This window comes from Leclercia sp. LSNIH1 (assembly GCF_002902985.1).
In the GTDB taxonomy this organism is placed as follows: Bacteria; Pseudomonadota; Gammaproteobacteria; order Enterobacterales; family Enterobacteriaceae; genus Enterobacter.
The window spans coordinates 64,322-86,986 of the sequence record NZ_CP026167.1; the positions used below are offsets into that span (position 1 = coordinate 64,322).

Below are 22,665 nucleotides of genomic sequence, written 5' to 3' on the forward strand. Positions count from 1 at the left end.
CAGCTAGTACAGCGTTTTCTGCGGCGGCCCGGCAAACTTCAGGGCGCCAATCTGCCCCATCCGCACCTCCACCACCGACGGCCCCGGCATGGCCAGCGCCTCTGTCATCACCGCATCAAAATCCTCTGCCCGCTCAACGCTCCACGCCTGCAGGCCAATCGCCTGGGCCAGCAGGGTAAAGTCCGGCGTATGCAGCTCGTTATAATACTGCCGCCCGCCAAAATATTTATCCTGAATGCCACGCATCACGCCGTAACCGCCGTCATTCATGATCAGCAGCGTCACGTTGGCTTTCTCCTGCGCCAGCGTCGCCAGCTCGCCTAAATTCAGGCTCAGGCCGCCGTCGCCCACCAGCCCCACCACCTTGCGCTGCGGATTGGCAATCGCAGTACCAATTGCCATCGGCAGCCCCATGCCAATTGCCCCGGCCAGAGAGTGAATGTTCATCAGCGGACCGTTGGCGCGGAACAGACGGCTGCCCCACAGGCTGCCGGAAACGGTGATATCACGCACGAGCAGGCCATCCTGCGGCAGCGCTTTCTCGATGGCGTCGTTGAGCTTCGCATAGGCACCACACTGCTCGCGCAGACCCTGCTCAGCTTGCTCCACCGCCTGCTGTACCTGCGTGTCCCACTGCGCGTTACCCCATTCACGCCCCTGCGCTTTTGCAGCCAGCGCGTTAAGCAGCGCTGAACAATCGGCTACCAGCGTCTTATCCATCAAATAGTTACGGCTTGCCGCCGCCGGATCGATATCGATCTGCACCCGCGGAGAGGGCAGTTCGAGCGTCCATGAACGGGTCTCATTGCTGCGCAGGCGTGAGCCCGCCACCAGCGTAAAATCACACCGGGCGATCAGCGCCTCCACTGACGACGAGTTGTGGAAAGCCCGCAGGCTGGCGCGATGGCTGTCCGGCAGCACGCCGCGCGCGTGGGTGCTGGAGATCACGGTGATGCCCGCATCCGCCAGCTTTTTCACAGCGTCAGCGCTGCCCAGCGCCCCGCCACCCAGCCACAGCAGCGGCTGTTTCGCCTGCTTCAGCTGCGCCCAAAGCGCATCAACCATTCCGGCGTCTGGCGCTGAAACTGACACCGGTTTTACCGGCGCCGTCACCAGCGACAGCGGAATTTTCGCCCCCTGAATATCAATCGGGATCTCCACAGAGACCGGCCCGCACGGCGGCGTCTGTGCCTCCTGAATCGCTTTATGGAGAATCGCTATCGCCTGGTTGGCATTGCTGATGCGATATGCCCGTTTTGAACTGGCCTTCAGGAAGGTCAACTGGTCGCGGGTTTCGTGAATAAACCCGGTGTCGGCATCCAGCCAGGCTTTTTCCACCTGTCCGGTTAAATGCAGCAGCGGCGTGCAGGCATTCATCGCTTCCACCAGCGCGCCTACCGCGTTACCTGCCCCTGCCCCGGTACTGGTCAGCGCCACGCCGAGGCCGGAAAAACGCCCGTGGGCATCGGCCATGGTGACGGATCCCGCTTCGCCGCGCGCGGGCACAAAGCGGATATTGCCGCGCTGCCCTACTGCATCGGCGATGGGCAGGTTGTGAATGGAGATGACGCCGTAGATGGCCTCAACCTGATACTGCTCCAGCGTTCTGGCGATGGCGTCGCCGACGGTTATCATTTCGCTCATTGCTCACCCTTTTTCAGTCGCACCAGTGGTTGACGCTGTTACCCGTCGCCAGATAAATGCTCTTTTGTTGCATCCAGGCTTTCAGCCCCTGAATGCCCTTTTCGCGGCCCAGACCGCTCTCTTTAAAGCCCCCGAACGGGGTCGAAATCGCAAAGACCTTGTAGGTGTTGATCCACACCGTGCCCGCCTCAAGCTGCTCGCTTAAGCGCAGCGCACGTCCGGTATCCCGCGTCCAGATCCCGGCAGCCAGACCATATACCGAGTCGTTCGCCTGCTGGATCAACGCCGCTTCATCGTTAAATGGCATCGCCACCAGCACCGGGCCGAAGATCTCCTCCTGACAGGCGCGGGCGCTGTTGCTCAGCCCTTCGATAATCGTTGGCTGGAAGAAGCTGCCGTTTGCAAGATTGGGATCGGCTGGGATCTCCCCGCCGCACAGCACGCGGCCCCCTTCGCGCTTCGCCAGCTCGACGTAGGCCTGCACGCTCTGGCGATGCTTATCGTTGATCAACGGCCCGACGTGGATGCCGTCGGTAAACGGATGCCCGACGCGCAGGCCACGGGTTAACTCCAGCAACCGCGCCATCAGCGGAGCGTAAAGGCTTTCGTGGATAAACAGCCGCGACCCGGCGATACAGGCCTGTCCCGCCGAGCTGAAGATGCCGAAGCAGATCCCGCGTGCGGCCTGCTCGATATCCGCATCGTCGAGCACGATGGTCGGGGATTTACCGCCCAGCTCAAGAGAGGCCGGGATCAGCTTTTCCGCCGCCACGTGCGCCAGATGACGGCCAGTGGTGGTGCCGCCGGTAAAAGAGATTTTGCGCACTTTAGGATGGCGTGCCAGCGCATCGCCAATGACCGAGCCTTTGCCCGGCAGCACGCTCAGCAGCCCGGCGGGCAGCCCCGCCTGTTCAAAGATGCGGGCCAGCTCCAGCGCCATCAGCGGCGTCGCTTCGGCGGGCTTGAGGATCACCGCGTTACCGGCGGCAATGGCCGGAGCGACTTTCTGCATTTCACTGGCAATCGGCGAGTTCCACGGCGTAATGGCTGCCACCACGCCAAGCGGCTCATAGCGACTCAGGGTTAGTAAATCCGGCTGGCGCGGCGTCGGAAGCTCCCCTTCCAGCAGTTCGCAGGCGGCGGCAAAGTAGCGCGCCGTTCCCGCCGCGCTCATCACCAGCCCGCGTGCTTCCGCCAGCGGTTTGCCGTTATCGCGGCTCTGCATCTGCGCCAGCTCGTCGACGCGGGATTCAATCTGATCCGCCACTCTGTGCAGGATCTTCGCGCGCATATGCGGCAGACTGTGGCGCCAGGCGGGATCGCGCCACGCGCGCTCACCGGCCTCGATCGCGTCCTGCAGGTCGTCCAGACTTGCCGCATTCAACGTCGCGTTGATCGACCCGTCAGCCGGAAACTGGCTCTGCATCGGGTTGCCGCTGCCGTGTCGCCAGTGGCCGCCGATAAATATCTTCAGATCGTCCATCGTCACTCCTCAGCTCAGGGCCAGCTCGCGGCAGGCGCGTACCGCGCTGAGTGCCGCCAGGGTGGAGGTTTTCGGGTTAGAGGCAAGCGGCAGGCCGCTTAGCTCCAGATGGAATTCACCAAACGCGCCTTCCACGTGCAGCGTGTGGGTGTTACGTTTCGTGGCCGGGTCGACCATCAGCTGTACGCGGGTCTCATCCATCCCCACGCCGCCGAGCGCCACGGTCGCCGCCACGTTGGCGTTGGCCGGGAACAGTCGTGCCGCCTCCCGGGCGCTGCCTTCGAAAAAGACCTGCGCCACTGACACCGAATTAAGATCGATAAGCTGTTCGGCGTAGCTGCCGCGCCAACTGGCCGGGCTTTTACGCGACTGATAGGTCACGCGCTCAAGCCCGCCCTCTTTCGCCGCCGCCAGCCCGTCGATGCCGGCCACCGCGCCGGAGAGCAGCGTCAGTTTGCCGCCCGCGTTGAGCAGGCGCTGCTCCAGCGCGCTATCTGCCAGTGCGCCGGTGGAGATCACCGCCAGATGCCAGCCGCGATGCAAAATATCCTCGCCGTACTGCGCCACCGCCTGCTGGCTGGCGCACTCCAGCACCAGATCGGGCGCTTCAGCGCACTCCAGCGGCGAGGTCAGCGCCACCACCGCATCACCAAACTGCTGGCGAATCGCCGCGTGATGAGACGCGCGCGCCACGATCCAGCCGATAGCGACACCGGCAGGCAGGCGCTCGATCACCGCCTGCGCCATGGCGCCGAACCCAATTAACATGATCTTTTTCATGATGCGTCCTTACAGATGGCGGCAGAAGCCGCCGGAAACGTCCAGCGCGGCGCCGGTGGTAAACGAGGCCAGCGGCGAGGCGAGGAACAGCAGCGCCTGCGCGGGCTCCTGCGGCTTGCCGAGGCGCGCCATCGGGATGCCGCGTTTGCGCGCGATCTCTGCCGTCCACTCCGGCCAGCTCTGGCTTTTGTCTGTACGGTTTTCAAAGCGGCGCTGCCACTGGCCGGACTCCACCATGCCGAGCAAGATGGAATTCACCCGAATGCCTTTCCCCACCAACTCTTTCGAGAGTGTCAGCGTCATATTCAGCAGCGCGGCACGGGCGGCAGAGGTGGCAATCATGTGCTCCTCCGGCTGCAGCGCCAGTAGCGAGTTGACGCAGGTGATGGAGGCGATGTCGGACTGCTCCAGCAGCGGCTGAAACGCCTGCACCGGATTGATCACTCCGAACAGCTTCAGCTCGGCCTCGTGCAGCCACGCCTCGCGCGGCGTATCCTGGAAGTGCGCCACGTAGCCCTGCCCGGCGTTGTTGATCAGCATATCCGCCGCACCAAAGCGCGCCTGAACGGCATCCGCAAAGGCCTGCATCTCGTCAGCGTTCAGCACGTCGCATCGATAAGAGAAAACCTCCCCGTCGGGGTATTCGTTATGCAGCGCGGCATGGGCGCTGGCGAGGCGATCCGGATCGCGGCCACAGAAGGCCACTTTAGCCCCCTCGCCCAGCAGCAGGCGCAGCGTTTCAAAGCCAATGCCAGAAGAACCGCCGGTGACGACCGCTATGCGCCCATCAATTTGTGCATTCATCGCGCACCTCTTCGTTAATGCGTAAAAGCTGTTGGTTAAAAAACGCGTCGTTATCGAGATAGCTGGCGTGACCGGCCTGGGGAATGGCGATAAACGGCAACCCGTATCGCAGCGCCAGCCCCTGCACCAACTCCGGCTGCGTAATCGCATCCTGCTCGCCGCACCAGACTTCAAAATCGCCCGGGTAGCGCTTAAGCCAGGCATGGATGTCGTCATATGCCAGCATCCACGCGGCGGCCAGGTAGCCCTCCGGGCGCAGCTTGCGCATCCCTGACGCCACGGTGGCAATATCCTCCGCGCGCGCGCCAGGGCGCAGCAGCTTCGCGGCGCGGGTCTGGGCGAGGATTTCGCCGCCCAGTGCCATCTGTTGCTCGCGGTTGCGCCAGACCTGCTCGCGCTGCTCCAGCGCGGCCTGGCCGTAGCCCTGCGCGGCATCCGCCAGCACCAGATGGATAACGCGTTCCGGGAACTTCGCCGCAAAAGCACTGGCGACCAGCGCCCCCAGAGAGTGCCCTACCAGCACCGCCTGCCAGACGCCCGCCCGATCGAGCATCGCCGCCAGCGCGTCGGCGTAATCTCCGGCGTTTGCCCGTTCAGCTGCCAGCATCGGGCTTTCGCCATAGCCGGGCATGTCCCACGCCAGCACCCGAAAACCGTCCAGCGCCATCTGCTTATGCCAGGAGGCGGCGCCGGAGCTGATGCCGTGCAGCAACATCAGCGGAATGCCGCATCCCTGTTCACGAAATTCCGTCATCGTGCACCCCTTAGTTCCGCTTCACTTTTGAGAGCGGATGATCGGCCGGGTAGGTCGGGATTTCCGGCTTGTTAGTGCCCAGCATGACGCACATCAGCGCCTCTTCTTCGCCGTGGTTGAACAGCCCACGATAGATACCCGGCGGGACGGAGATGAGGTCACGCTCGCGCAGCACGGTTTCGGTGTAGTTGTCGCCATCCTGGATCATCAGCGTGATCTGGCCTTTCAGCATGAAGAAGACCTCTTCCACATCGTCATGCAGGTGCAGCGGCCCTTCGCACTTCGACGGCAGTACCATGGTGGAGAAGGTAAAGTGATCCGCCTGCACGGTGTTGGTGTCGTTCGCCACGCCGGTGGCACCGGTGCCGATGTAGCGCATCTGCGCCCGGCGGTATTTCGGATCAAAATCGGCCTGGAACTTCAGGGCGTTCCAGTCATATTTACGCCCTTCGAAGCGCGCGATGCGCGACTCGACCCACTCTTCCATCGTCAGGTGGTCAGGTTTGATGCCAGATTTGTTGGTTATGGTTGAATCAGTCATGACACTCTCCTCAGTAACGTCTCAGCAGCGGCAGTAACAGGACGCAGCCCACCGCCGCCATCACCGCCAGAAAAATCAGCCCGGAATCCATGCTGTGGGTGAAGGCGATAAGCGCGCCCATCACCGCCGGCGACAGCGCGCCCGCAAAGTTTCCCAGCCCGTTGAAGATGCCGCCCGCCGTAGCACTCACCCGTGGATGGGTGGCCTTTGCCAGCAGGGCGAAAATGTTGGGCGCCCCGGTGCCCCACATAAAGGTACTGAAGCTCATCGCCGCGATGATGGTCAGCGGGGTGTCGAGGTGCATGACCGCTGCCAGCCCCACCGCCGCCCCCGCCATGGAGATAAAGCAGGCCGCGGCGCGCTTATCGACCCGGTCCGAGAGCCATGCGCCAATCACCTCGCCTGCCAGCATGGCGATAAACGGCATCGACGACAGCCAGCCCGCATGCTCCAGATGAATGCCCTTCCCCTTGATCAGGTAGCCCGGCAGCCAGCCGTTGATACCCCACAGGTAGGTCAGGAAGGCGATGTTAAAGATGCAGATGATCCAGAAGTGCGGACTGACGAACAGCTCGCGCCGGGCCGCGCGACGCTCATCCTGCGACGCCTGAGTAGTGGCCGGTTTCGCATCCAGACGGATCCCCCGCAGACCGATGCGCACAAAAATAAGCACCGGCACGGTCAGCATCGCCATCACGAAGAAGGTGCTCTGCCAGCCGAAGGTATTCAGCAACCAGAGGGAGAGCGGGAAGCCAATCGCCGCCCCCACCGGGGTGCCCAGCAGCCACAGCATGGTGGCGCGCGCCTGCAGATGCTGCGGGAAGTTGTGGCGCACAATGGCGAAGGCCAGCGGGAAGAGCGGCCCTTCTGCTACCCCCAGCAGGATGCGCAGGACAATCATCAGCGTGTAGTTATGGGTAAAGCCCATCGCCACCATCAGCACGCACCAGATCACCATCATCCCGGTGAGCAGGCGCAGCGGGGCGATTTTGTCCCCCAGCCCGCTTAAAAAGACCGATGAAAAGCCGTAGCTCAGCAGGAAGGCGCTCATCAGAATGCCGAGGCGCGTGGTGTCGAAATCGATGCCCATCGCCTGCTGGAAGTGGCCGTCAGAAAACAGCGCGGCAATGCTGATTTTGTCGAAAAACGCCAGCAGCACGCAGGCCAGCAGCGACAGCGGGATGGCCCAGCGTACCGCTTTTTCAGGCGTGCGGGTCCCCTCACCGCTCGCCTCAACGGGCGCGGTGTTGGTCTCTAATGTGGTCATGTCTCCCCCTACGGGTGCGGGTTAGCTATCGCAATGACATCAGTGAAAAAGTCGGGTCGGCGAGCGGCACGTCTGATAAATCCCGCCCGGCCGCCATCCAGCGTTTCGCCAGCTTGACGGTGCGCGCATCGTTGAACGCCACCAGCTGCGTCAGGCGCCCGTTTTCGTCCAGCGAGAAGTACAACGCGTCTTCACGCACTATGGTGCGGCTGCCCGGCTGCGGAATGCCGAGGATCTGAATATTGTGCTGATATTGATCCGACCATAGCCACGGTGCGTCGTCATAGCCTGCCGCATCGGGGTTAAGCATCGCTTTTGCCGCCACCACCGCCTGATTCTGAGCGAAGGCCCAGGACTGAATGCACAGGCCGTAATGATGATGCTGTGCCACATCCCCGGCAGCGAAGATGGACGGATCCGACGTGCGGCCCTGCGCATCCACCACGATCCCGCGTTCGGTTTGCAGCCCCGCGTCGCGCGCCAGCTCCAGATTGAGATCGACGCCGATCCCTACCACCACCGCATCAACGGTTTCACGTTTGCCGTCACAGTGAATGACCGGCAGGCCGTTATCGTCCTCCAGCTCCAGCGCGCCGCAGCCGGTACGGATATCCACGCCCTGCTCGCGGTGAAGGGCCTCTAAGCGCTGCGATACCTCGCCGCTCACCGAGCGCATGCACAGCGCGGGCTGCTGCTCGAACAGGGTGACCGCCACGCCACTTTTGCGCGCAGATGCGGCAATCTCCAGACCTATCCAGCCGCCGCCCACAATCGCCAGTTTTTGACTGTCCGCCAGCCGCCGTTTCAGGCGCTGCGCGTCCTGCCAGTGGCGGAGGGTGTAGACCTGCGGATGCACAGACCATGCCTCGCCCGGCAGGCGCGCCCGCCCTCCGGTGGCAATTAAAAGTATGTTGTAACTAAGATGCTCGCCGTTGCTCAAACGCACCGTTTTCGCCTTGCGGTCAATCTGCTCCGCGCGCAGCGGACGGTACCAGGTCAGGTTCAGCGCCTGCTGAGCCTCTTCAGTAAAGAGTCGCGGAAGCGCCGCGTCCGTCTCCAGCAGAGCCGCTTTCGACAGCGGCGGACGTTCATAGAAATCCCACGCCTCTTCCGCCACCACGCTGATCTCACCGTCAAAGCCCTCATCGCGCAGGGTTTTCGCCGCCCAGCCCCCCGCCTGACCGCCACCAATAATGACAATGCGCGACGTCATACCGCCTCCGGTTTTTTCTGCTGGCGGCGCGTATCGTGGTCGATCCCGCCTTCCACCGCCCACTCGGTAAAGGAGACCAGCGAATGCTCCAGCTCGCGCGGCTGCCAGTTTTCCGTCAGGTAGTCGTCATTGGTGTAATACTCGAACGCCCCGCCGGTCGGGCTGTTGACGTACCAGAAGTAGGCTGACGACACCGGATGGCGGCCGGGTCCGATAAATGTGCTCCAGGCGTTTTTGTTCATCGCAATCCCGCCGCCGATCACTTCGTGAATATCGCGCACGGTAAAGGCCACGTGGTTCAGGCCGCGCTTACGGTTCGGCAGCTGCAGCAGGAACAGGTTGTGATGGCCGCCGCGCACGCCGCAGCGCAGGAACACAGCGCGGTTGATGTAGCGGTCAGAGACCTGGAAGCCGAGCACCTCGCGGTAGAATTTCTCCACCGCCGCGAGCTCCTCCACGAAGAACACCACGTGCCCCACGTTAATGGGCTGGGCGCGATCGTAAACCGGGCTGGGGGTGTCGATACGTCGAGCGTCGCCCCACTGGTTGATCGGCTCAACGTTTAGCTCCACTTCGGTCTGCTGGCTGACCTGCACACGCAGCGTCATGCCGTTCGGGTCAAGACACTCCAGGGCGTCACCCACTTCGCGAAAGCCGGGCTGCTGCGCAAGCTTCGGGCGCAGCGCATCCAGATCTGACTGTGCGGCAACAGCCCAGGTCATGCGGCGCAGGGTGTTGCCCGCTTCAAACGCCGGGGGCAGGTCGGGGCTGTCGATCGGGTTAAGTTCCACGCGCGCGCCGCTCAGGGTGGTAAAACGCTGGCCGCTGGCATCGCCCGTCAGGCCAAAATCACGCATAAATTTGGCGCAGTGCGTCAGGTCTTCAACGCCAAATTCCAGCTTTTCAATTCCGGTTACACTCATCGTTCGTTGCCTCATCTGGCCCAAATTGGGCGTAAAACATGCCCGACGCCGCAAAGCGCCTGACGTTAACTCACTGATTTAACTGGCCTGTGATAAATACCCTAAGAAGCCAGAAATTTTGTCCGCCGCCAGACGAACCTCGTTTTGCAGTCGCTCGCGGTCGGCCTGTGGGATCTCTTCCGACGGCACCAGAATGCTCACTACCGCCGCCACGCGATGGCTTCGGTCAAACACCGGATAAACGATGGAGGAGATACCGTGGCGGAAGAAGGATTCACCGATCACGTATCCGCGGGCTTTATCCTGCTGCACCATCTGCCACAGGGCTTCACGGTCGTGAAGCTGACCCGGTGTGTTGCCCGGCAGGCGCTCGTGCGGGAACAGCTGTTCGAAATCGGCGCGGGAAATATCGGTCAATAACATGCGGCCAAGCGAGGTGCAGTGCACCGGCAAACGGGTGCCAATGCTGACCTGGTTGATGCGTGATCCGGCGGCGCTGACGCGGGCGATGTAGATGATGTCGCGCCCGTCGCGGATCGCCAGATGGCTGCTGCACTGGCTCACGTCGCGCAGTTGCTCAATCACCGGCTGACCCACCTGCGCCACATCCAGCGAGGCGATGTACTCAAAGCCCAGACGCAGCACGTTCATGCCGAGCGAGAAGGTATTGGTACGGGTATTGCGCTCCAGAAAGCCCATATACTCCAGGGTCTGCACCACCCGGTAGGCGGTGGCCTTCGGCATATCCACCAGCCGGTGAAGCTCGGCAAAGGTCAGTTCGCGATGCTGCTCGCCAAAGGCCAACAGCAGCTGCAGGCCACGCTCCAGCCCCGGTACCAGATACTTCACTTCCTGATCGTTTGCCATCATCGCCCTACCTTAGTTAAAGACAAAACCGCCGTTGACCGGGATCAGCTGCCCGGTGATAAACCGCGACAGATCGCTTAACAGCCAGACCACGCTGCCGGTGACATCTTCCGGCAGCTGCGCGCCCGTTAATGCACGGCCGTTTTCGTAAAGCTGATGCCGCTCGGCGGGCACATATTCGGTGGCCTCGACGCGGGTCAGTCCCGGCGCGATGGCGTTGATCCGGATACGCTTTTCACCGAGTTCGCGCGCCATTGAGCGGGTCATGGCAATCACGGCCCCTTTGCTGGCGACGTAGGCCATCAGGCGCGGCGCGCCCCACAGGGCGGTGTCGGACGCCACGTTCACGATCCCCGCCCCCTCGCGCAGAAGGGGTACGGCGGCCCGCGTCACCAGCCAGGTGCCTTTAACGTTCACGCGCATTACCCGGTCCCACAGCTCCGGGTCGTAATCGAGCATATTTTTGCCGCCCACGCCGGTCGCCATCGCCGCGTTATTCACCAGCCCATCAATCTGCCCCTGCTCGCCAATCGCGTTGAACACCTGCTCAATAGAGGCCGGATCGGCGAGATCGATAACGTGCGATTCGATCGTAAAACCCTGTGCCCGCAGAGCGTGTGCGCTTTCGGCCAGCTCACCTTCGAGGATGTCGCACATCACCACCGCGGCACCCTGCTCCGCGCAGGCGCTGGCGAAGTGATAGCCCAGCCCGCGCGCGGCACCGGTTACAACGATGCGTTTTCCGCTCAACAGCCCGTTCATCAGGCGGCTCCCTGCTGCGCGTCGCGCATCGCCAGCTGCTCTTTCGCAGCTTTTTGCATCATGCGGCGCAGGCGGGAGAGACCAACGTCATGCTGGTAGAGGTATTCATGGTCGCGGGCGTTTGGCGCCATGCTTTCCAGCACCACACGATCCTGCTCCAGCACTTCCCAGTGCAGTTTTTCCAGGCGGTTACGGTACATAAAGCGCCACATATCGCGCTGCCAGCCCTGCACGCGGCGGATGCGCCAGAAGAAGACGCGGCAGTTGTCGTTATCTTCCGGTACCACCATACCGACGATAAAGAAGTGGCCGCCCGGCCCGAAACGCTTCCTGTAAGGAATGGAGAGGCGCATCCAGCAGGTGCCGCTGTTGCCCAGCTCCACCCAGTCGAAGTTAACGCCGCTCTGCCCTTTTTTCTCAAAGATGAAGCCGGTTTTGGTCGGCTGGAGCACCATGTCGGCCTTGCGGTCCCCTTCCGCCATTGAGTGCGAGGAGGAGTGCAGATAGGTGCCGTGCATCGGGTCCATCACGTTTTCCAGCGCGTACTGGTAATTGCATTTCCACCCGGCGGTGCAGAGGAAGTTGCTGAAATTTTCCATGTCGGCGAGTTCATCCGGGAAGGTCAGTTCGTCCGGCTGCTGATCGGCGGTGACACCGAACCACAGGAAGATGGCGCCGTGCGCCTCCTGCACGTTATAGCTGCGTACGCACTGCTGGCCGACCAGCGGACATTTGTCCACCGCAGGCACATCTTTCACTTCGCCATTGCCTGCCACTTCCACGCCGTGATACCAGCAGGCGATGCGGTCCCCGAGATTCCAGCCCATCGACAGGCGCGCGCCGCGGTGCGGACAGCGGTCCTCCAGCGCCTGGACCTGGCCGTCTTTGTTGCGCCAGACCACAATCTGCTCCCCCAGGCGGGTAATGCCCACCGGTGCAGACTGCACTTCCCAGCTCGCCAGCACCGGATACCAGAGGCCGCGCAGACCTTTATCGAGATAGTTTTGTACGGTAGTCGTCATCGCGTTGTCCTCAGTAGCCGTTAACCTGTAAGAATGCCTGGAAGCTGGCGTCGCTCCACGGCTCGCCCTGCTGATCGTGCATCCGCACCGCGTTCAGCCCCTTCACCAGCTCCGGTAAGGTTTCAATGCCCTGCTCAAAGAGATCTTCCAGCGTGGCGATAAGGCTCATTTCCCAGTTTTCCGGCACCCGGCTGCGGGTCTGCCAGATCAGGTTCTGGTACTCGCCCGGTTTATGAATGGCGCCGTTCCCGCCTTCTGCCGGGGGCGTAAACTGGCGGCTTTCGGGCAGCGCCGGGTTGAAGTTCAGGATGTCGCTCATGCCACGGTCTCCTCGACAAAAGTAATCTGGATTTGATTTTCAAAGACCCGAACCGGGTAGCGGTTGAGGTTGCGACCACCGGGGCCATGCAGACACTGGCCGGTTTTGACGTCAAACACCGCCTCATGCAGCGGGCACTCCACTTTGCCATCTTCCACGAAGCCCTGGCTCAGCAAGGCATAAGCGTGCGGGCACACGTCTTCCAGCGCGTAATATTCGCCGTCAATCAAATAAACGCCGATCTCTTTGCCTTCGACGTTGCCGCTAAAAGGGAAATCTTCCTGTACTTGTTCTGCGTCACATACGCCTATCCAGCTCATCGCGATCCTCCAGGCTTTTGTTTCATATATGAAACTCTGTTTCTTATTTAATACGGTCAATATAAAAGCGATGAATGTTTCGTCAAGCGTCAATGTGACGAATTTGTTAATTGATCGGCAATTAATAAGCTAAGTGTGCAAGGGATCACGAAAAAATGCAGCGATATGAAATTTTCATTATTGAGGCGTGAAAGAATACGTTTTAGCGATGAGCTAAAAGAGTAAATGAAAAATATTGACTTCTTTTCTTTTTCTTCCTTAAAAATAAAGCAAAGAAAAATCGACAGGTTTCACCCGTGAAACACATTTTAAAACAACCTTTTAAAAACAACGAGTTTCACAGGTGAACCATTTTAGCTCCGTGACAATCACATTGATAAAAATATAAATTCTCGAACGCATAAGGCGGGCAATATGACGGCAAGATGGCAAGGCACAATTGCACTGTTATTTCTCATTATTATTTCCTACGTTGACCGGGTAAATATTTCGGTGATGATTTTAAATCCGGAATTTGCCGAACATTTTCAGTTAAATGAAAACAGAATGTTACAAGGAATGTTAATGACCTGCTTTCTGCTGGGTTATGGATTCTCGGCTTTATTATTAACACCGGTTATCGAAAGCAAACTGCATTATCGGCAGGGGTTGTTAAGCAGCATTGCGATCTGGGCCCTGGTCTGCGCTGTTTCGCCATTACTGGGCTCGCTAATGGGGATGCTTATCGCCCGCCTGGTATTGGGCATTGCCGAAGGTCCGCTCTTTTCCCTGAAAACGCGCTTTATAAGCGATAACTTCAGCGCGGAAGAGATAGGCAAACCCAACGCCGTCACCGCGCTGGGCGTCTCGCTCGGGCTGGCGGTGGGCTTTCCGCTCGTCACCTGGCTGATGGCACATCTGGGCTGGGCGGGTTCGTTCTATGCGCTGGCGGCAATCAATCTGCTGCTGGGTGGCGGGTTAATCTGGCGCTTCCTGCCCGCACCGCGTGGTGCGGTGAAGATGAAAAAACCAGGATTTGTCGAAACCTTTACCCTCGCCTGGCAAACGCCGCTGCTGGGCTGGATTTTACTGGTTGAAATCGCCACCCTGAGCTATCTCTGGGGAAGCAGTGCCTGGCTGCCCGCGTGGCTGCGGGATGAACACCATTTCTCCCTTCACGCGACGGGCTGGCTTGCGGCGATCCCTTTCCTGCTGAGCCTGGGTTCAAAGTTCCTGGGTGGTGTACTGCTCGATAAAATGCGCCCGGACCAGGCTCCGGTACTCTTTGTTGTGGGCGGCGCGTTGACCGCGTTGTCAGTGGTCGCCCTGATGCTCAGCCATCAGCCGGTATGGCTGGCGCTGTTTATGCTTTCCGCCAATATCTTTTGGGGGCTTCAGGGGGCCGCCATTCCTGCCGTGATCCAGCATCACGCCGCACGAGAAGTGGTGGGCAGCGCCTACGGGATCATTAATGGGATTGGCAATATCTGCGCGGCGTTTATTCCGCTGCTGATGGGGATGGTGATGAAATCGGCCGGGTCGGTCAGTTCCGGTTTTTCGGTGCTGGTGGCGTCGCAGGTTATCACTCTGCTGGCCGGAGGAATGTTGCTGCTGCGCATGCGTCGCGCAGCAGCACTCAGCGCGTAAGGCTTACTCGCCTTTTTTCGCTGCCTGGATGTAGAGCATCTCCAGCGCCAGGGTCGCTGCGGCCAGCGCAGTGATCTCGGACTGGTCATAGGCAGGGGCCACTTCAACGACGTCCATACCGACGATGTTCAGATCCTTCAGGCCGCGCACCAGTTTGATGGCGCGGTCTGAGGTCAGGCCGCCAATTACCGGGGTGCCGGTACCTGGGGCAAAGGCTGGATCCAGGCAGTCGATGTCGAAGGTCAGGTAGACCGGCATATCACCGACGATCTGCTTAACCTGGGCGATGATGTCATCCACGCCGCGATCGTTCACCTGGCAGGCGTCCAGCACGGTGAAGCCGTTATCTTTGTCGAATTCGGTACGGATGCCGATCTGTACGGAGTGGTTCGGATCGATCAGACCTTCCTTCGGCGCGGTGAAGAACATGGTGCCGTGGTCAAATTCACAGCCGTTCGCGTAGGTGTCGGTATGCGCATCGAAATGCACCAGCGCCATCTTACCGAAGTGTTTCGCGTGGGCGCGCAGCAGGGGCAGCGTCACGAAGTGGTCACCACCGAAGGAGAGCATGCGCTTGCCGGCAGCCAGCAGTTTTTCTGCGTGCGCCTGCAGTTTTTCACTCATTTCACGCGCGTCGCCGAAGGCATACACCAGGTCACCGCAGTCCACGACGTTCAGGCGCTCGCGCATGTCGAAGTTCCACGGGAAGCGGTTATGCTCCCAGGCGAGGTTGGTGGAAACCTGACGAATGGCCGCCGGGCCATGACGGCCACCGGCACGACCGGATGTCGCCATATCAAATGGTACGCCGGTGATCACCCAGTCCGCATCGCTGTCGTAAGGCTGGAAGTTCATCGGAAGGCGTAGAAAACCAAAGGCATTGGAAACTAACGAGTTGTCGTACTGGTGACCTAAGGTGCTCATGGCAAAAACCTCATATTCGTCGCTATAAAAAAACCCTCCCGCGTCGTTAGCCCGACGAGGAAGGGTTAGATTGGAAAAAGGCAATAAAAAGAATTATCGCCGTTAATCTGCGCAGGTTCAAGTCAGGAAAAACGATCCCCCACCTCACCCCTTATAAGCGACGCAACCGGTCGATCAGCGGACCGGCCTCCTTAATCAGCGTTGCCGTTGACGGCTGGCACAAACACTCCAGCGAAACCGCCCCCTGATAGTTGGCCGCTTTTAGCGCCAGATAGATGTCGTCAATCGGCAAATGGCCATACCCCGGAAACGCCCGGTTAGAGTCGGCAAAATGCACATGCCGCAGCCGGGAGCCCAGCAAGGCTATCGCGTCGGTGAAATCGCGATCCTCAATATTGGCATGGAAAATATCCCATAACACGCCGACATTTTCCGGTGCGTCGCAGAAGCTTATAAACGCCATCATATCCGCCGCGCTGTGCAGGTGCGCTATTTCATAGCGATTGAGGGCTTCAAGGACCAGCGTCACGCCGCACCGCTTCGCCTGCTCCACGCACGGCGCCATCGCCTCCGCCAGCGCATGCATATACTCGGTTTGACTCAGCACCCTGTCCGTTGCGCGCAATGAGCCTATGGTGACATGGCTCGACAGCTGCGCGGCGGCGTCAATATGTTCCGCCAGGCGCTGTTGAGTACGCAAAACCACCGCCCTGTCGCTGGAAAGTAAAGAGAGGCCATCGCGCTTGCGGGCCTGGCCCGTGGCAATAGTCGTACACCCCAGCCGGTAATCATCCAGCCGCTTTTTCAGCCATGAGACCTCCATGCCTTCATAATCATTGATGCACAGTTCGGCGGCGTCGAAGCCGCTTTGCGCCAGCCACGCCAGCCCCTGCTCAAAGTCCTGCGGGGTAAAAGGCGAAAAAAGCGTTTCATAACGGCAGGTTAGCGTTGCGCTAAAGGTAATCATATCCTTCCCCATCATCTGTGAACCGGTATCGTCGGGTTAGCGCATTGCTCTGCCCAGGATGCGTTCGGCATTACGGGAGAAGCTTTTCGCCGCCTGCTCTACCGTAAGGGTGCCCTGGTCGATATTTTCAATGGTGTTGTGCCAAAGCTCGACAAACTGCGGGTTATCGAAATAGGGCGAGGTGGGGATGTTATGGGGCAGTGCCAGGGAGGCGTTGATCCCGGCTACGGTAATATTGTCCTTTTGAATCACTCCCTCTGCTTCCAGCTGCTGCGCGGCCTTTTTACTCAGCGGCGTGCCGCGCTCCAGCCCCATCGCTTTGACGCCCTGCGGATCGTTCATTAAAAAATCGATCAGCTTCGCCGCCTCCTGTGGGTGCTTCGTCGATTTCCCCACGCTGAACATCATTGTCGGCTTGAAGAATAATCCGGCATCTTTCGCCCCCGGCAGCATAAAGAATGGCCCCAGCTCCAGCTTGTTATAGGGCGCGGTCAGGTTGTTTTCATACATCACGGCATTCGTATTCCACATATAGATGCCGCCCCATTTTCCCTGGATCCAGGGCTTCATCTCCCAGGTATTACTTTTGCCGTAAGAGGAGAGTACCCGCATGGAAGGGAAGACGTGGCTGTCGACAAGATCTTTATACAGCTGGAAGAACTCCACCCACTGCTGCGGGGTATAGTTGAACTTGCCCGTTTTCTCATTAATCGCCGGAATCGCGTACTTCTGCACCATCCAGGACTGTACCAGCGTCAACGACTCCATATAGTCGAGAACCAGCGGATATTTCTCTTTGTCTTTTGCCTGAAACGCTTTCCCGGCCGCCATCAGCTCCGGCCAGCTCTGCGGATAGCTGACGCCCATCTCCTGCCATAATTTCTTGTTGTAGTAGAAGCTGCGCGCCGTCACCGCCACCGGAATGCCGTTCAGCTTGCCGTTGACCGTGGTGGTACTCAGAGACTGCGGGTCATATTGCCCGAGGTCGAGCACCGCTTTCTGGCTGTAGAGATCATAAAAGCCGTTGCCGTCCCGGGAAAAAATAGGCAGCCAGTTCCAGTTGGTCTGAATGACATCCGGCTCGTTGCCGCCCGCAATCTGTACGGTCAGGCGCGAGAGGTATCCCTCCCACCCGGCGTATTCGGCCTTCACCTTGATATCAGGGTATTTCTGCTCAAACAGCTTGATGGCGTTCAAGGTCGCCTGGTGGCGGCTGTTTCCTCCCCACCAGGAGATACGGATTTCCGCCGCCTGCGCCGCCGCGAGGCAGGAGCAGGCAAGCAATAATGAGGCGCTCAGGCAAGCGTTACGTTTCTTCATCGTTTGCTCCTTATTAAGCCTTAATGTTTTGCAAAACCTCAGGCGGGATCTCGGCCAGATAGAGCGCCGGTTTACCGTCTTTATCCGTGCTGAACAGCACCGCTTTTTCGTCCGGCGTAAACGAGGGGTGCGGATGCGTCACCTGGCGATCGCCGTCCAGCACCTGCCAAGATGAGCTGTGACGGGCGATTTTGTAGGCTTGCTTTTTCCGCAAATCAAATAACCACAGGTAGGGATCGCTGGTATCGCCATAGCCGGCGTTATCGGCGATATCAATGGGCACGCCGGAACCGTCGCCTACGGCGAGGGAGCCATCTTCGTTACTCATGACGTGCGAACAGGGGGGCATCGCCATCAGACGTTCGTCCTGACCGCTCTGACCATCAATACGGCATAAATAGCGCACAGGGCTGTTTTTCACATAGGTGACGTACATCAGCGCCGAGCCATCCGGCACCCAGAATTCATGGGTATAGCTCTCCCCGGGAGCGGGCTGTCTGGCTTTACGAATATTGCTGCCATCTTCATCCATCAGCCACATACGGGCATCAACCCGGTCCAAAGGCCCCTCGTGGCAGAAGGCCACGGTGTTGTCATCAAAGGGTCGATAAATCGGATGCCCCAGCCACTGATTCTCCTCCAGCAGCGTGGTTCTCTCCCCTGTATGTAGATCGATGCGGATAACCCGACAGCGCGGCTGCTCGGCCCAGAAGGTCTGGAAGATGGTCCAGTCGCTAATTGGCCGCCAGCTGTCGCGATGGATCTCCACGCCGACAAGCTTATTGCAGGCGCTGTTCGCCACCCAGGTGCCATATCCCACCCACTCTTCCGGCACCTGATAAACGATCTCTTCCTGCAGCGTCGACAGATTTATCCGCATTAAATTGCGTTCGCTTTTGACATAATAGAGCGAAGTTTCATCCGGTGATAAAAAGCCGCCAAAGGTATTATCGCCCGCGCCTTCCGTTAATTGTGTTGCTATACCCGTCGCCAGATCCAGCAGATAATAGTTGCGGTTAACATCGAACTCACCGGCAAAAATTAATTTCCTGCCACCATCAATAAAACATTTCTGGTAAAAGTAATTACGATGACAAATAACATCAACAGGCGTGAAGCGGGTAACTTTAGCGCCGGTATCCTCATCGATATAGTGTTCAAAATGTAATTGTACCTTCATACCTTTCGCCATGGGAACTCCTCCTGTCAGGGCATAACAATCTGGCCTGCAGATGTCACACGTTTTTAGCGCATTCGAGCAGGCTCACACTTTTTTTCTTACGCCAGCAGCGGCGTTTGATCTTTGCGGGGATCGCATCTAGCATGCGTTTTTTATCGCTGCGGAATGCGTTTAATGAATACAACGACGCCTTACCTGTTAATGGAATTTAATTCACCTGAAATATGGCGCTGGGCTTTTATTGAAAAAGCGGTACGACTGGCCACAGGCTATGGTTTTCAGGGCATTATTATTCACCAGCAGTCATTATTAGCGCGTCTGGCTCCGCCTTCACCGCATTGTAAAGGCGCCGATTTAATTAATCTCACCATCGCCCAGGAAAATGCCATTATTTATTTACGCAAAGTGGGCGACTATGTTCAACGTCATAATTTGCAGCTTTGGTTACAGGGAGAAGCCACCCCTAATAGCCAGGAATTAAAAGCAAAATTCCCGGAGTTTTTTCTTTCTGAAAATAACGAATCCCACTTTATTCACGCTTTTTTTCAGAACGTCATTCCGCACATTCTCGCCGCGTTGCCCACCGTTCGCGGTCTGCGCCTGTCGTTATCCACGCCCGACGTCAGCACCGAAAACTGGATTAGCGCACTAAAGGCGCTATATAAGGGCATCCGGCAACTGGGACGCCAGCTTATTTTACGCGATTACCAGGACAAAACCTGGCCCCGGCATATGCTGCGGGAAGCGCTGGAGGCCCTGCCCGGCGACGTTCGCGCCTCGGTTAAAGCAACCGAACTCGATTACCGTCCCGGCTTTGCCGGTAATCCCAATCTGCTCAACATTCGCCATAACCAGAAATGGCTGGAGCTGGATCTCTGGGGGCTGGAATATGGCTGGACGCTGCTGCCCTGTTATCTGCTTGACGAAATCCAGCAGCGCCTTAGCTGGCTTAATCAGCTCGACAGTACGCCAGAGGCCATCACCGTCCGCGTCGACTGGGAGTGGCTGCCCGACCTGACGCTGGAAGATTCCGTTAACGAGCTTAATTTGTCCGGCCTCTCCCGGCTGATCCACGAGCCAGAGATCGCCCCCCGTCAACTGATCGCTCCCTGGCTACAGCAACGCGCCCGCGCCCCTCTCTCCTTGCCGAACCTTAACGCCATCAGCGAAATTCTCGTCGCCAGCCACGAATGGAGCTGTAAAACGCCTACCCTACTGGGGCGCGTGCTGCAATCCCACAGCCGCCCCCCGGAAGATTTAGACCAGACCCTGCATCTGCTTCATCTTGATACCCGCGGCGCCAGCTGGACCCAGTCTTTTCAACCGCTGATGCCGAGCGACGATCCGGAGCTGGGCCACCAGCAGCGTCAGCTTATCGAGCTTGAGGACCAGCGTAGCCGCTTCCTGGCCGACTATATGTACAGCCGGGCATCTAATCTCCTGCCTGATAGCATGCTCACCGACGAAGCCCGGCATATCCTCCTTTCCGGGGTAACCCGGGCGGTGAAATATAGCCATATCTACAGCGCGTTCACCCGGGCGCTGACGCTAAAACTGTGGCTGCGCAAATATGGCGAGCAAGCGGATGTCAGGGCGGAATTCACCGCGGCGCTGGCGCACTTTACTCATCAGAATCGCGAGCTTGAAACGTGGCTGCTTCAGCACGGCTCACAACATCCCTCCTCCTTCGCCACACTGCTCAATCCGCCACGCATCGCGGCGTTGATAGCAAGCCTGGCTCACGACTAAGCGATAGTGAAAGCATGGTGGCACAGGGGCGGGAAGTAAATCCGTCAGGCAAAAGGAAAAGAGCGGTTAGCGCAATGAGCGGTAGAAAAAGCGAGGCCGATCACGACCCGGGGAAATTTCAGGTGATCTAACTCACATTTGAGAGGCAGGATATTGTGATCGCCATCTACTGGCTGGGGCAGGAAAAGCCCGGCGACGCAAACGTCGCCGGGCACCGTCATTACTCGTCTTCCAGATACGTGTAACCGTACAGACCGGCTTCAAACTCTTCCAGGAACTGTTTCTGCAACGTATCGTTTAGGTCGGTCTTTTTCACCTGATCGCGGAACTGGGTCAGCAGTTTGTTCGGATCGAGCTGCACGTACTGCAACATGTCCGCCACGGTGTCGCCCTCGTCAGAGAGCTCCACTTCCACATTGCCGTCAGGGAAGACAAACACGTCAACCGCTTCGGTGTCCCCAAACAGGTTGTGCATGTTGCCCAGGATCTCCTGATAGGCCCCGACCATAAAGAAGCCCAGCATAGGTGGGTTCTCCGGATCGTACTCCGGCATTGGCATGGTGGTAGCGATACCGTCACCGTCAATGTAGTGATCGATCGCGCCGTCGGAGTCACAGGTGATATCCAGCAGCACCGCGCGGCGCTCAGGCACCTGGTTCAGCCCTTCCAGCGGCAGGACCGGGAACAGCTGATCGATACCCCACGCATCCGGCATCGACTGGAACAGCGAGAAGTTGACGTACATTTTGTCCGCCATACGCTCCTGCAACTCGTCGATGATCGGACGGTGCGCACGGTTGCTCGGATCGAGCTGTTTCTGCACTTCGTGACACATGTTCAGATAGAGCTGCTCTGCCCAGGCGCGCTCCTGCAGACTGAACGTACCGGATGAATAGCCGATATGAATATCATGCAGGTCCATCTGGCTGTCGTGCAGCCACTCGCGCAGGGAACGGCGGGTGCCCGGCTCGTGCATCTCCTGCCAGGTTTCCCACATACTCTGCAGGGCGCGTGGCGCGTCGTCAGCAGGCGGTGTGGCTTCGGTGTATTCGTTGCGCTCAACGCCAATAATGTTGGAGACCAGCACCGTATGGTGCGCGGTCACCGCGCGCCCGGACTCGGTGATCACCGTCGGGTGCGGCAGGCCGTGCTCTTCGCAGGCATCGCCGATTGCCCAGATGATGTTGTTCGCATATTCGTTCAGGCCGTAGTTCACGGAGCAGTCAGACTTGGAGCGAGTACCCTCGTAGTCCACGCCCAGGCCGCCGCCCACGTCGAAGCACTGGATATTCACGCCCAGCTTATGCAGCTCGACGTAGAAACGGGCCGACTCGCGCACGCCGGTGGCGATATCGCGGATGTTGGCCATCTGGGAACCGAGGTGGAAGTGCAGCAGTTGGATGCTGTCCAGACGACCACGCTCGCGCATGATCTCCACCAGCTGCAGAACCTGGTTCGCCGCGAGGCCGAATTTGGATTTTTCACCGCCGGAGGACTGCCACTTGCCGGAGCCCTGGGAGGCCAGACGTGCACGTACACCCAGGCGCGGCACCACGTTCAGACGTTCGGCCTCTTCCAGCACAATGTTAATCTCAGACATCTTCTCGATGACCAGATAGACCTTGTGGCCCATCTTCTCACCGATCAACGCCAGACGAATGTATTCACGGTCTTTATAACCGTTACAGACGATCACCGAGCGGGTCATGCCGGCATGGGCCAGCACCGCCATCAGTTCCGCTTTGGAACCGGCTTCCAGACCCAGCGGTTCGCCGGAGTGGATCAGGGATTCAATAACGCGACGATGCTGGTTTACCTTGATCGGATAAACCAGGAAGTAGTCGCCGTTATAGCCGTAGGATTCACGCGCGCGCTTAAAGGCGGCGTTAATGGAGCGCAGACGGTGTTGCAGGATCTGCGGGAAGCAGAACAGAGCGGGCAGACGCTGGCCCTGCGCTTCGCGTGCTTTTACCAGTTTGGCGAGATCGACGCGCGCTTCCGGTACGTCAGGATCCGGGCAAACGCTGATGTGGCCCAGCTCGTTGACGTCGTAGTAGTTGTTACCCCACCACGCAATATTGTATGTGCGCAGCATCTTGCTGGCTTCCTGGGAGCTCATCGCAACCTCCTGCATAGAACGTAGTACACCCTGTTCGCCCGCTGACGAAGGCGAAAACGAAGACATGTCGTCAGACATAGC

Annotated in this window: 21 protein-coding genes; 2 read left to right on the forward strand and 19 right to left on the reverse strand. The window is 59.1% G+C overall.

Going from position 1 to position 22,665, the window contains the following annotated elements:
* Positions 1-3: 3 nt before the first annotated feature.
* The 14 genes from C2U54_RS00370 to C2U54_RS00435 form a co-directional block, all read right to left on the reverse strand.
* Complete coding sequence (locus C2U54_RS00370) at positions 4-1,644, reverse strand: thiamine pyrophosphate-binding protein (RefSeq protein ID WP_103176899.1); 1,641 nt, start codon at positions 1,642-1,644, stop codon at positions 4-6.
* Positions 1,645-1,657: 13 nt separating this feature from the next.
* On the reverse strand, positions 1,658-3,127 hold the full coding sequence (locus C2U54_RS00375) for an aldehyde dehydrogenase (protein WP_103176900.1): 1,470 nt from the start codon (positions 3,125-3,127) through the stop codon (positions 1,658-1,660).
* A gap of 9 nt (positions 3,128-3,136) precedes the next feature.
* Positions 3,137-3,907 (reverse strand): aspartate dehydrogenase, encoded by a 771-nt coding sequence (locus tag C2U54_RS00380; RefSeq protein WP_103176901.1) that lies wholly within the window; start codon positions 3,905-3,907, stop codon positions 3,137-3,139.
* A gap of 9 nt (positions 3,908-3,916) precedes the next feature.
* Entirely contained in the window at positions 3,917-4,711 is a 795-nt protein-coding gene (locus C2U54_RS00385) for an SDR family oxidoreductase (protein ID WP_103176902.1), read from the reverse strand.
* Positions 4,695-5,465 carry an alpha/beta fold hydrolase gene (locus C2U54_RS00390; RefSeq protein ID WP_103176903.1) on the reverse strand — a complete coding sequence of 257 codons (771 nt, stop codon included), beginning with the start codon at positions 5,463-5,465 and terminating at the stop codon, positions 4,695-4,697. The genes C2U54_RS00385 and C2U54_RS00390 overlap by 17 nt, the downstream gene beginning before the upstream one ends.
* Before the next feature lie 10 nt (positions 5,466-5,475).
* On the reverse strand, positions 5,476-6,006 hold the full coding sequence (locus tag C2U54_RS00395; protein WP_103176904.1) for a cupin domain-containing protein: 531 nt from the start codon (positions 6,004-6,006) through the stop codon (positions 5,476-5,478).
* 10 nt (positions 6,007-6,016) lie between these two features.
* Positions 6,017-7,273 (reverse strand): MFS transporter, encoded by a 1,257-nt coding sequence (locus tag C2U54_RS00400; protein ID WP_103176905.1) that lies wholly within the window; start codon positions 7,271-7,273, stop codon positions 6,017-6,019.
* 25 nt (positions 7,274-7,298) lie between these two features.
* Positions 7,299-8,486, reverse strand: a complete 1,188-nt coding sequence (locus C2U54_RS00405; RefSeq protein ID WP_103176906.1) for an NAD(P)/FAD-dependent oxidoreductase — start codon at positions 8,484-8,486, stop codon at positions 7,299-7,301.
* Positions 8,483-9,409 carry a VOC family protein gene (locus tag C2U54_RS00410; protein ID WP_014833207.1) on the reverse strand — a complete coding sequence of 309 codons (927 nt, stop codon included), beginning with the start codon at positions 9,407-9,409 and terminating at the stop codon, positions 8,483-8,485. The genes C2U54_RS00405 and C2U54_RS00410 overlap by 4 nt, the downstream gene beginning before the upstream one ends.
* Before the next feature lie 78 nt (positions 9,410-9,487).
* Complete coding sequence (locus C2U54_RS00415; protein ID WP_038983568.1) at positions 9,488-10,276, reverse strand: IclR family transcriptional regulator; 789 nt, start codon at positions 10,274-10,276, stop codon at positions 9,488-9,490.
* Between the two features lie 12 nt (positions 10,277-10,288).
* Positions 10,289-11,038 (reverse strand): SDR family oxidoreductase, encoded by a 750-nt coding sequence (locus tag C2U54_RS00420; protein ID WP_103176907.1) that lies wholly within the window; start codon positions 11,036-11,038, stop codon positions 10,289-10,291.
* Complete coding sequence (locus C2U54_RS00425) at positions 11,038-12,060, reverse strand: aromatic ring-hydroxylating oxygenase subunit alpha (RefSeq protein ID WP_103176908.1); 1,023 nt, start codon at positions 12,058-12,060, stop codon at positions 11,038-11,040. Before C2U54_RS00425 ends, C2U54_RS00420 begins: the two co-directional genes overlap by 1 nt.
* A gap of 10 nt (positions 12,061-12,070) precedes the next feature.
* Positions 12,071-12,379 (reverse strand): recombinase-like helix-turn-helix domain-containing protein, encoded by a 309-nt coding sequence (locus C2U54_RS00430; protein WP_103176909.1) that lies wholly within the window; start codon positions 12,377-12,379, stop codon positions 12,071-12,073.
* Positions 12,376-12,699, reverse strand: coding sequence for a Rieske (2Fe-2S) protein (locus C2U54_RS00435; protein ID WP_013098654.1), 324 nt, complete (start codon positions 12,697-12,699; stop codon positions 12,376-12,378). The genes C2U54_RS00430 and C2U54_RS00435 overlap by 4 nt, the downstream gene beginning before the upstream one ends.
* 414 nt (positions 12,700-13,113) lie before the next feature.
* On the opposite strand from C2U54_RS00435, the gene C2U54_RS00440 reads away from it, so the two are divergent.
* Positions 13,114-14,325: an MFS transporter gene (locus tag C2U54_RS00440; protein WP_103176910.1), complete on the forward strand. Its 1,212-nt coding sequence runs from the start codon at positions 13,114-13,116 to the stop codon at positions 14,323-14,325.
* A gap of 3 nt (positions 14,326-14,328) precedes the next feature.
* Here C2U54_RS00440 and speB read toward each other — a convergent pair whose 3' ends face one another.
* The 4 genes from speB to C2U54_RS00460 form a co-directional block, all read right to left on the reverse strand.
* The gene (gene speB / locus C2U54_RS00445) at positions 14,329-15,249 is read right to left on the reverse strand and encodes an agmatinase (protein ID WP_058608614.1); all 921 of its coding nucleotides are present in this window, start codon (positions 15,247-15,249) and stop codon (positions 14,329-14,331) included.
* A gap of 151 nt (positions 15,250-15,400) precedes the next feature.
* Positions 15,401-16,216 (reverse strand): sugar phosphate isomerase/epimerase family protein, encoded by an 816-nt coding sequence (locus C2U54_RS00450; RefSeq protein ID WP_158251044.1) that lies wholly within the window; start codon positions 16,214-16,216, stop codon positions 15,401-15,403.
* 36 nt (positions 16,217-16,252) lie between these two features.
* Positions 16,253-17,536 carry an ABC transporter substrate-binding protein gene (locus C2U54_RS00455; RefSeq protein ID WP_103176912.1) on the reverse strand — a complete coding sequence of 428 codons (1,284 nt, stop codon included), beginning with the start codon at positions 17,534-17,536 and terminating at the stop codon, positions 16,253-16,255.
* A 13-nt stretch (positions 17,537-17,549) separates the two neighbouring features.
* Entirely contained in the window at positions 17,550-18,728 is a 1,179-nt protein-coding gene (locus C2U54_RS00460; protein WP_103176913.1) for an oligogalacturonate lyase family protein, read from the reverse strand.
* A gap of 162 nt (positions 18,729-18,890) precedes the next feature.
* Between C2U54_RS00460 and C2U54_RS00465 the strand changes: the two genes are divergently transcribed.
* The gene (locus tag C2U54_RS00465) at positions 18,891-20,465 is read left to right on the forward strand and encodes a hypothetical protein (protein WP_103791339.1); all 1,575 of its coding nucleotides are present in this window, start codon (positions 18,891-18,893) and stop codon (positions 20,463-20,465) included.
* A gap of 220 nt (positions 20,466-20,685) precedes the next feature.
* On the opposite strand, the gene speA is transcribed toward C2U54_RS00465, so the two are convergent.
* Positions 20,686-22,662, reverse strand: a complete 1,977-nt coding sequence (gene speA / locus C2U54_RS00470; RefSeq protein WP_103176915.1) for a biosynthetic arginine decarboxylase — start codon at positions 22,660-22,662, stop codon at positions 20,686-20,688.
* Positions 22,663-22,665 lie beyond the last annotated feature (3 nt).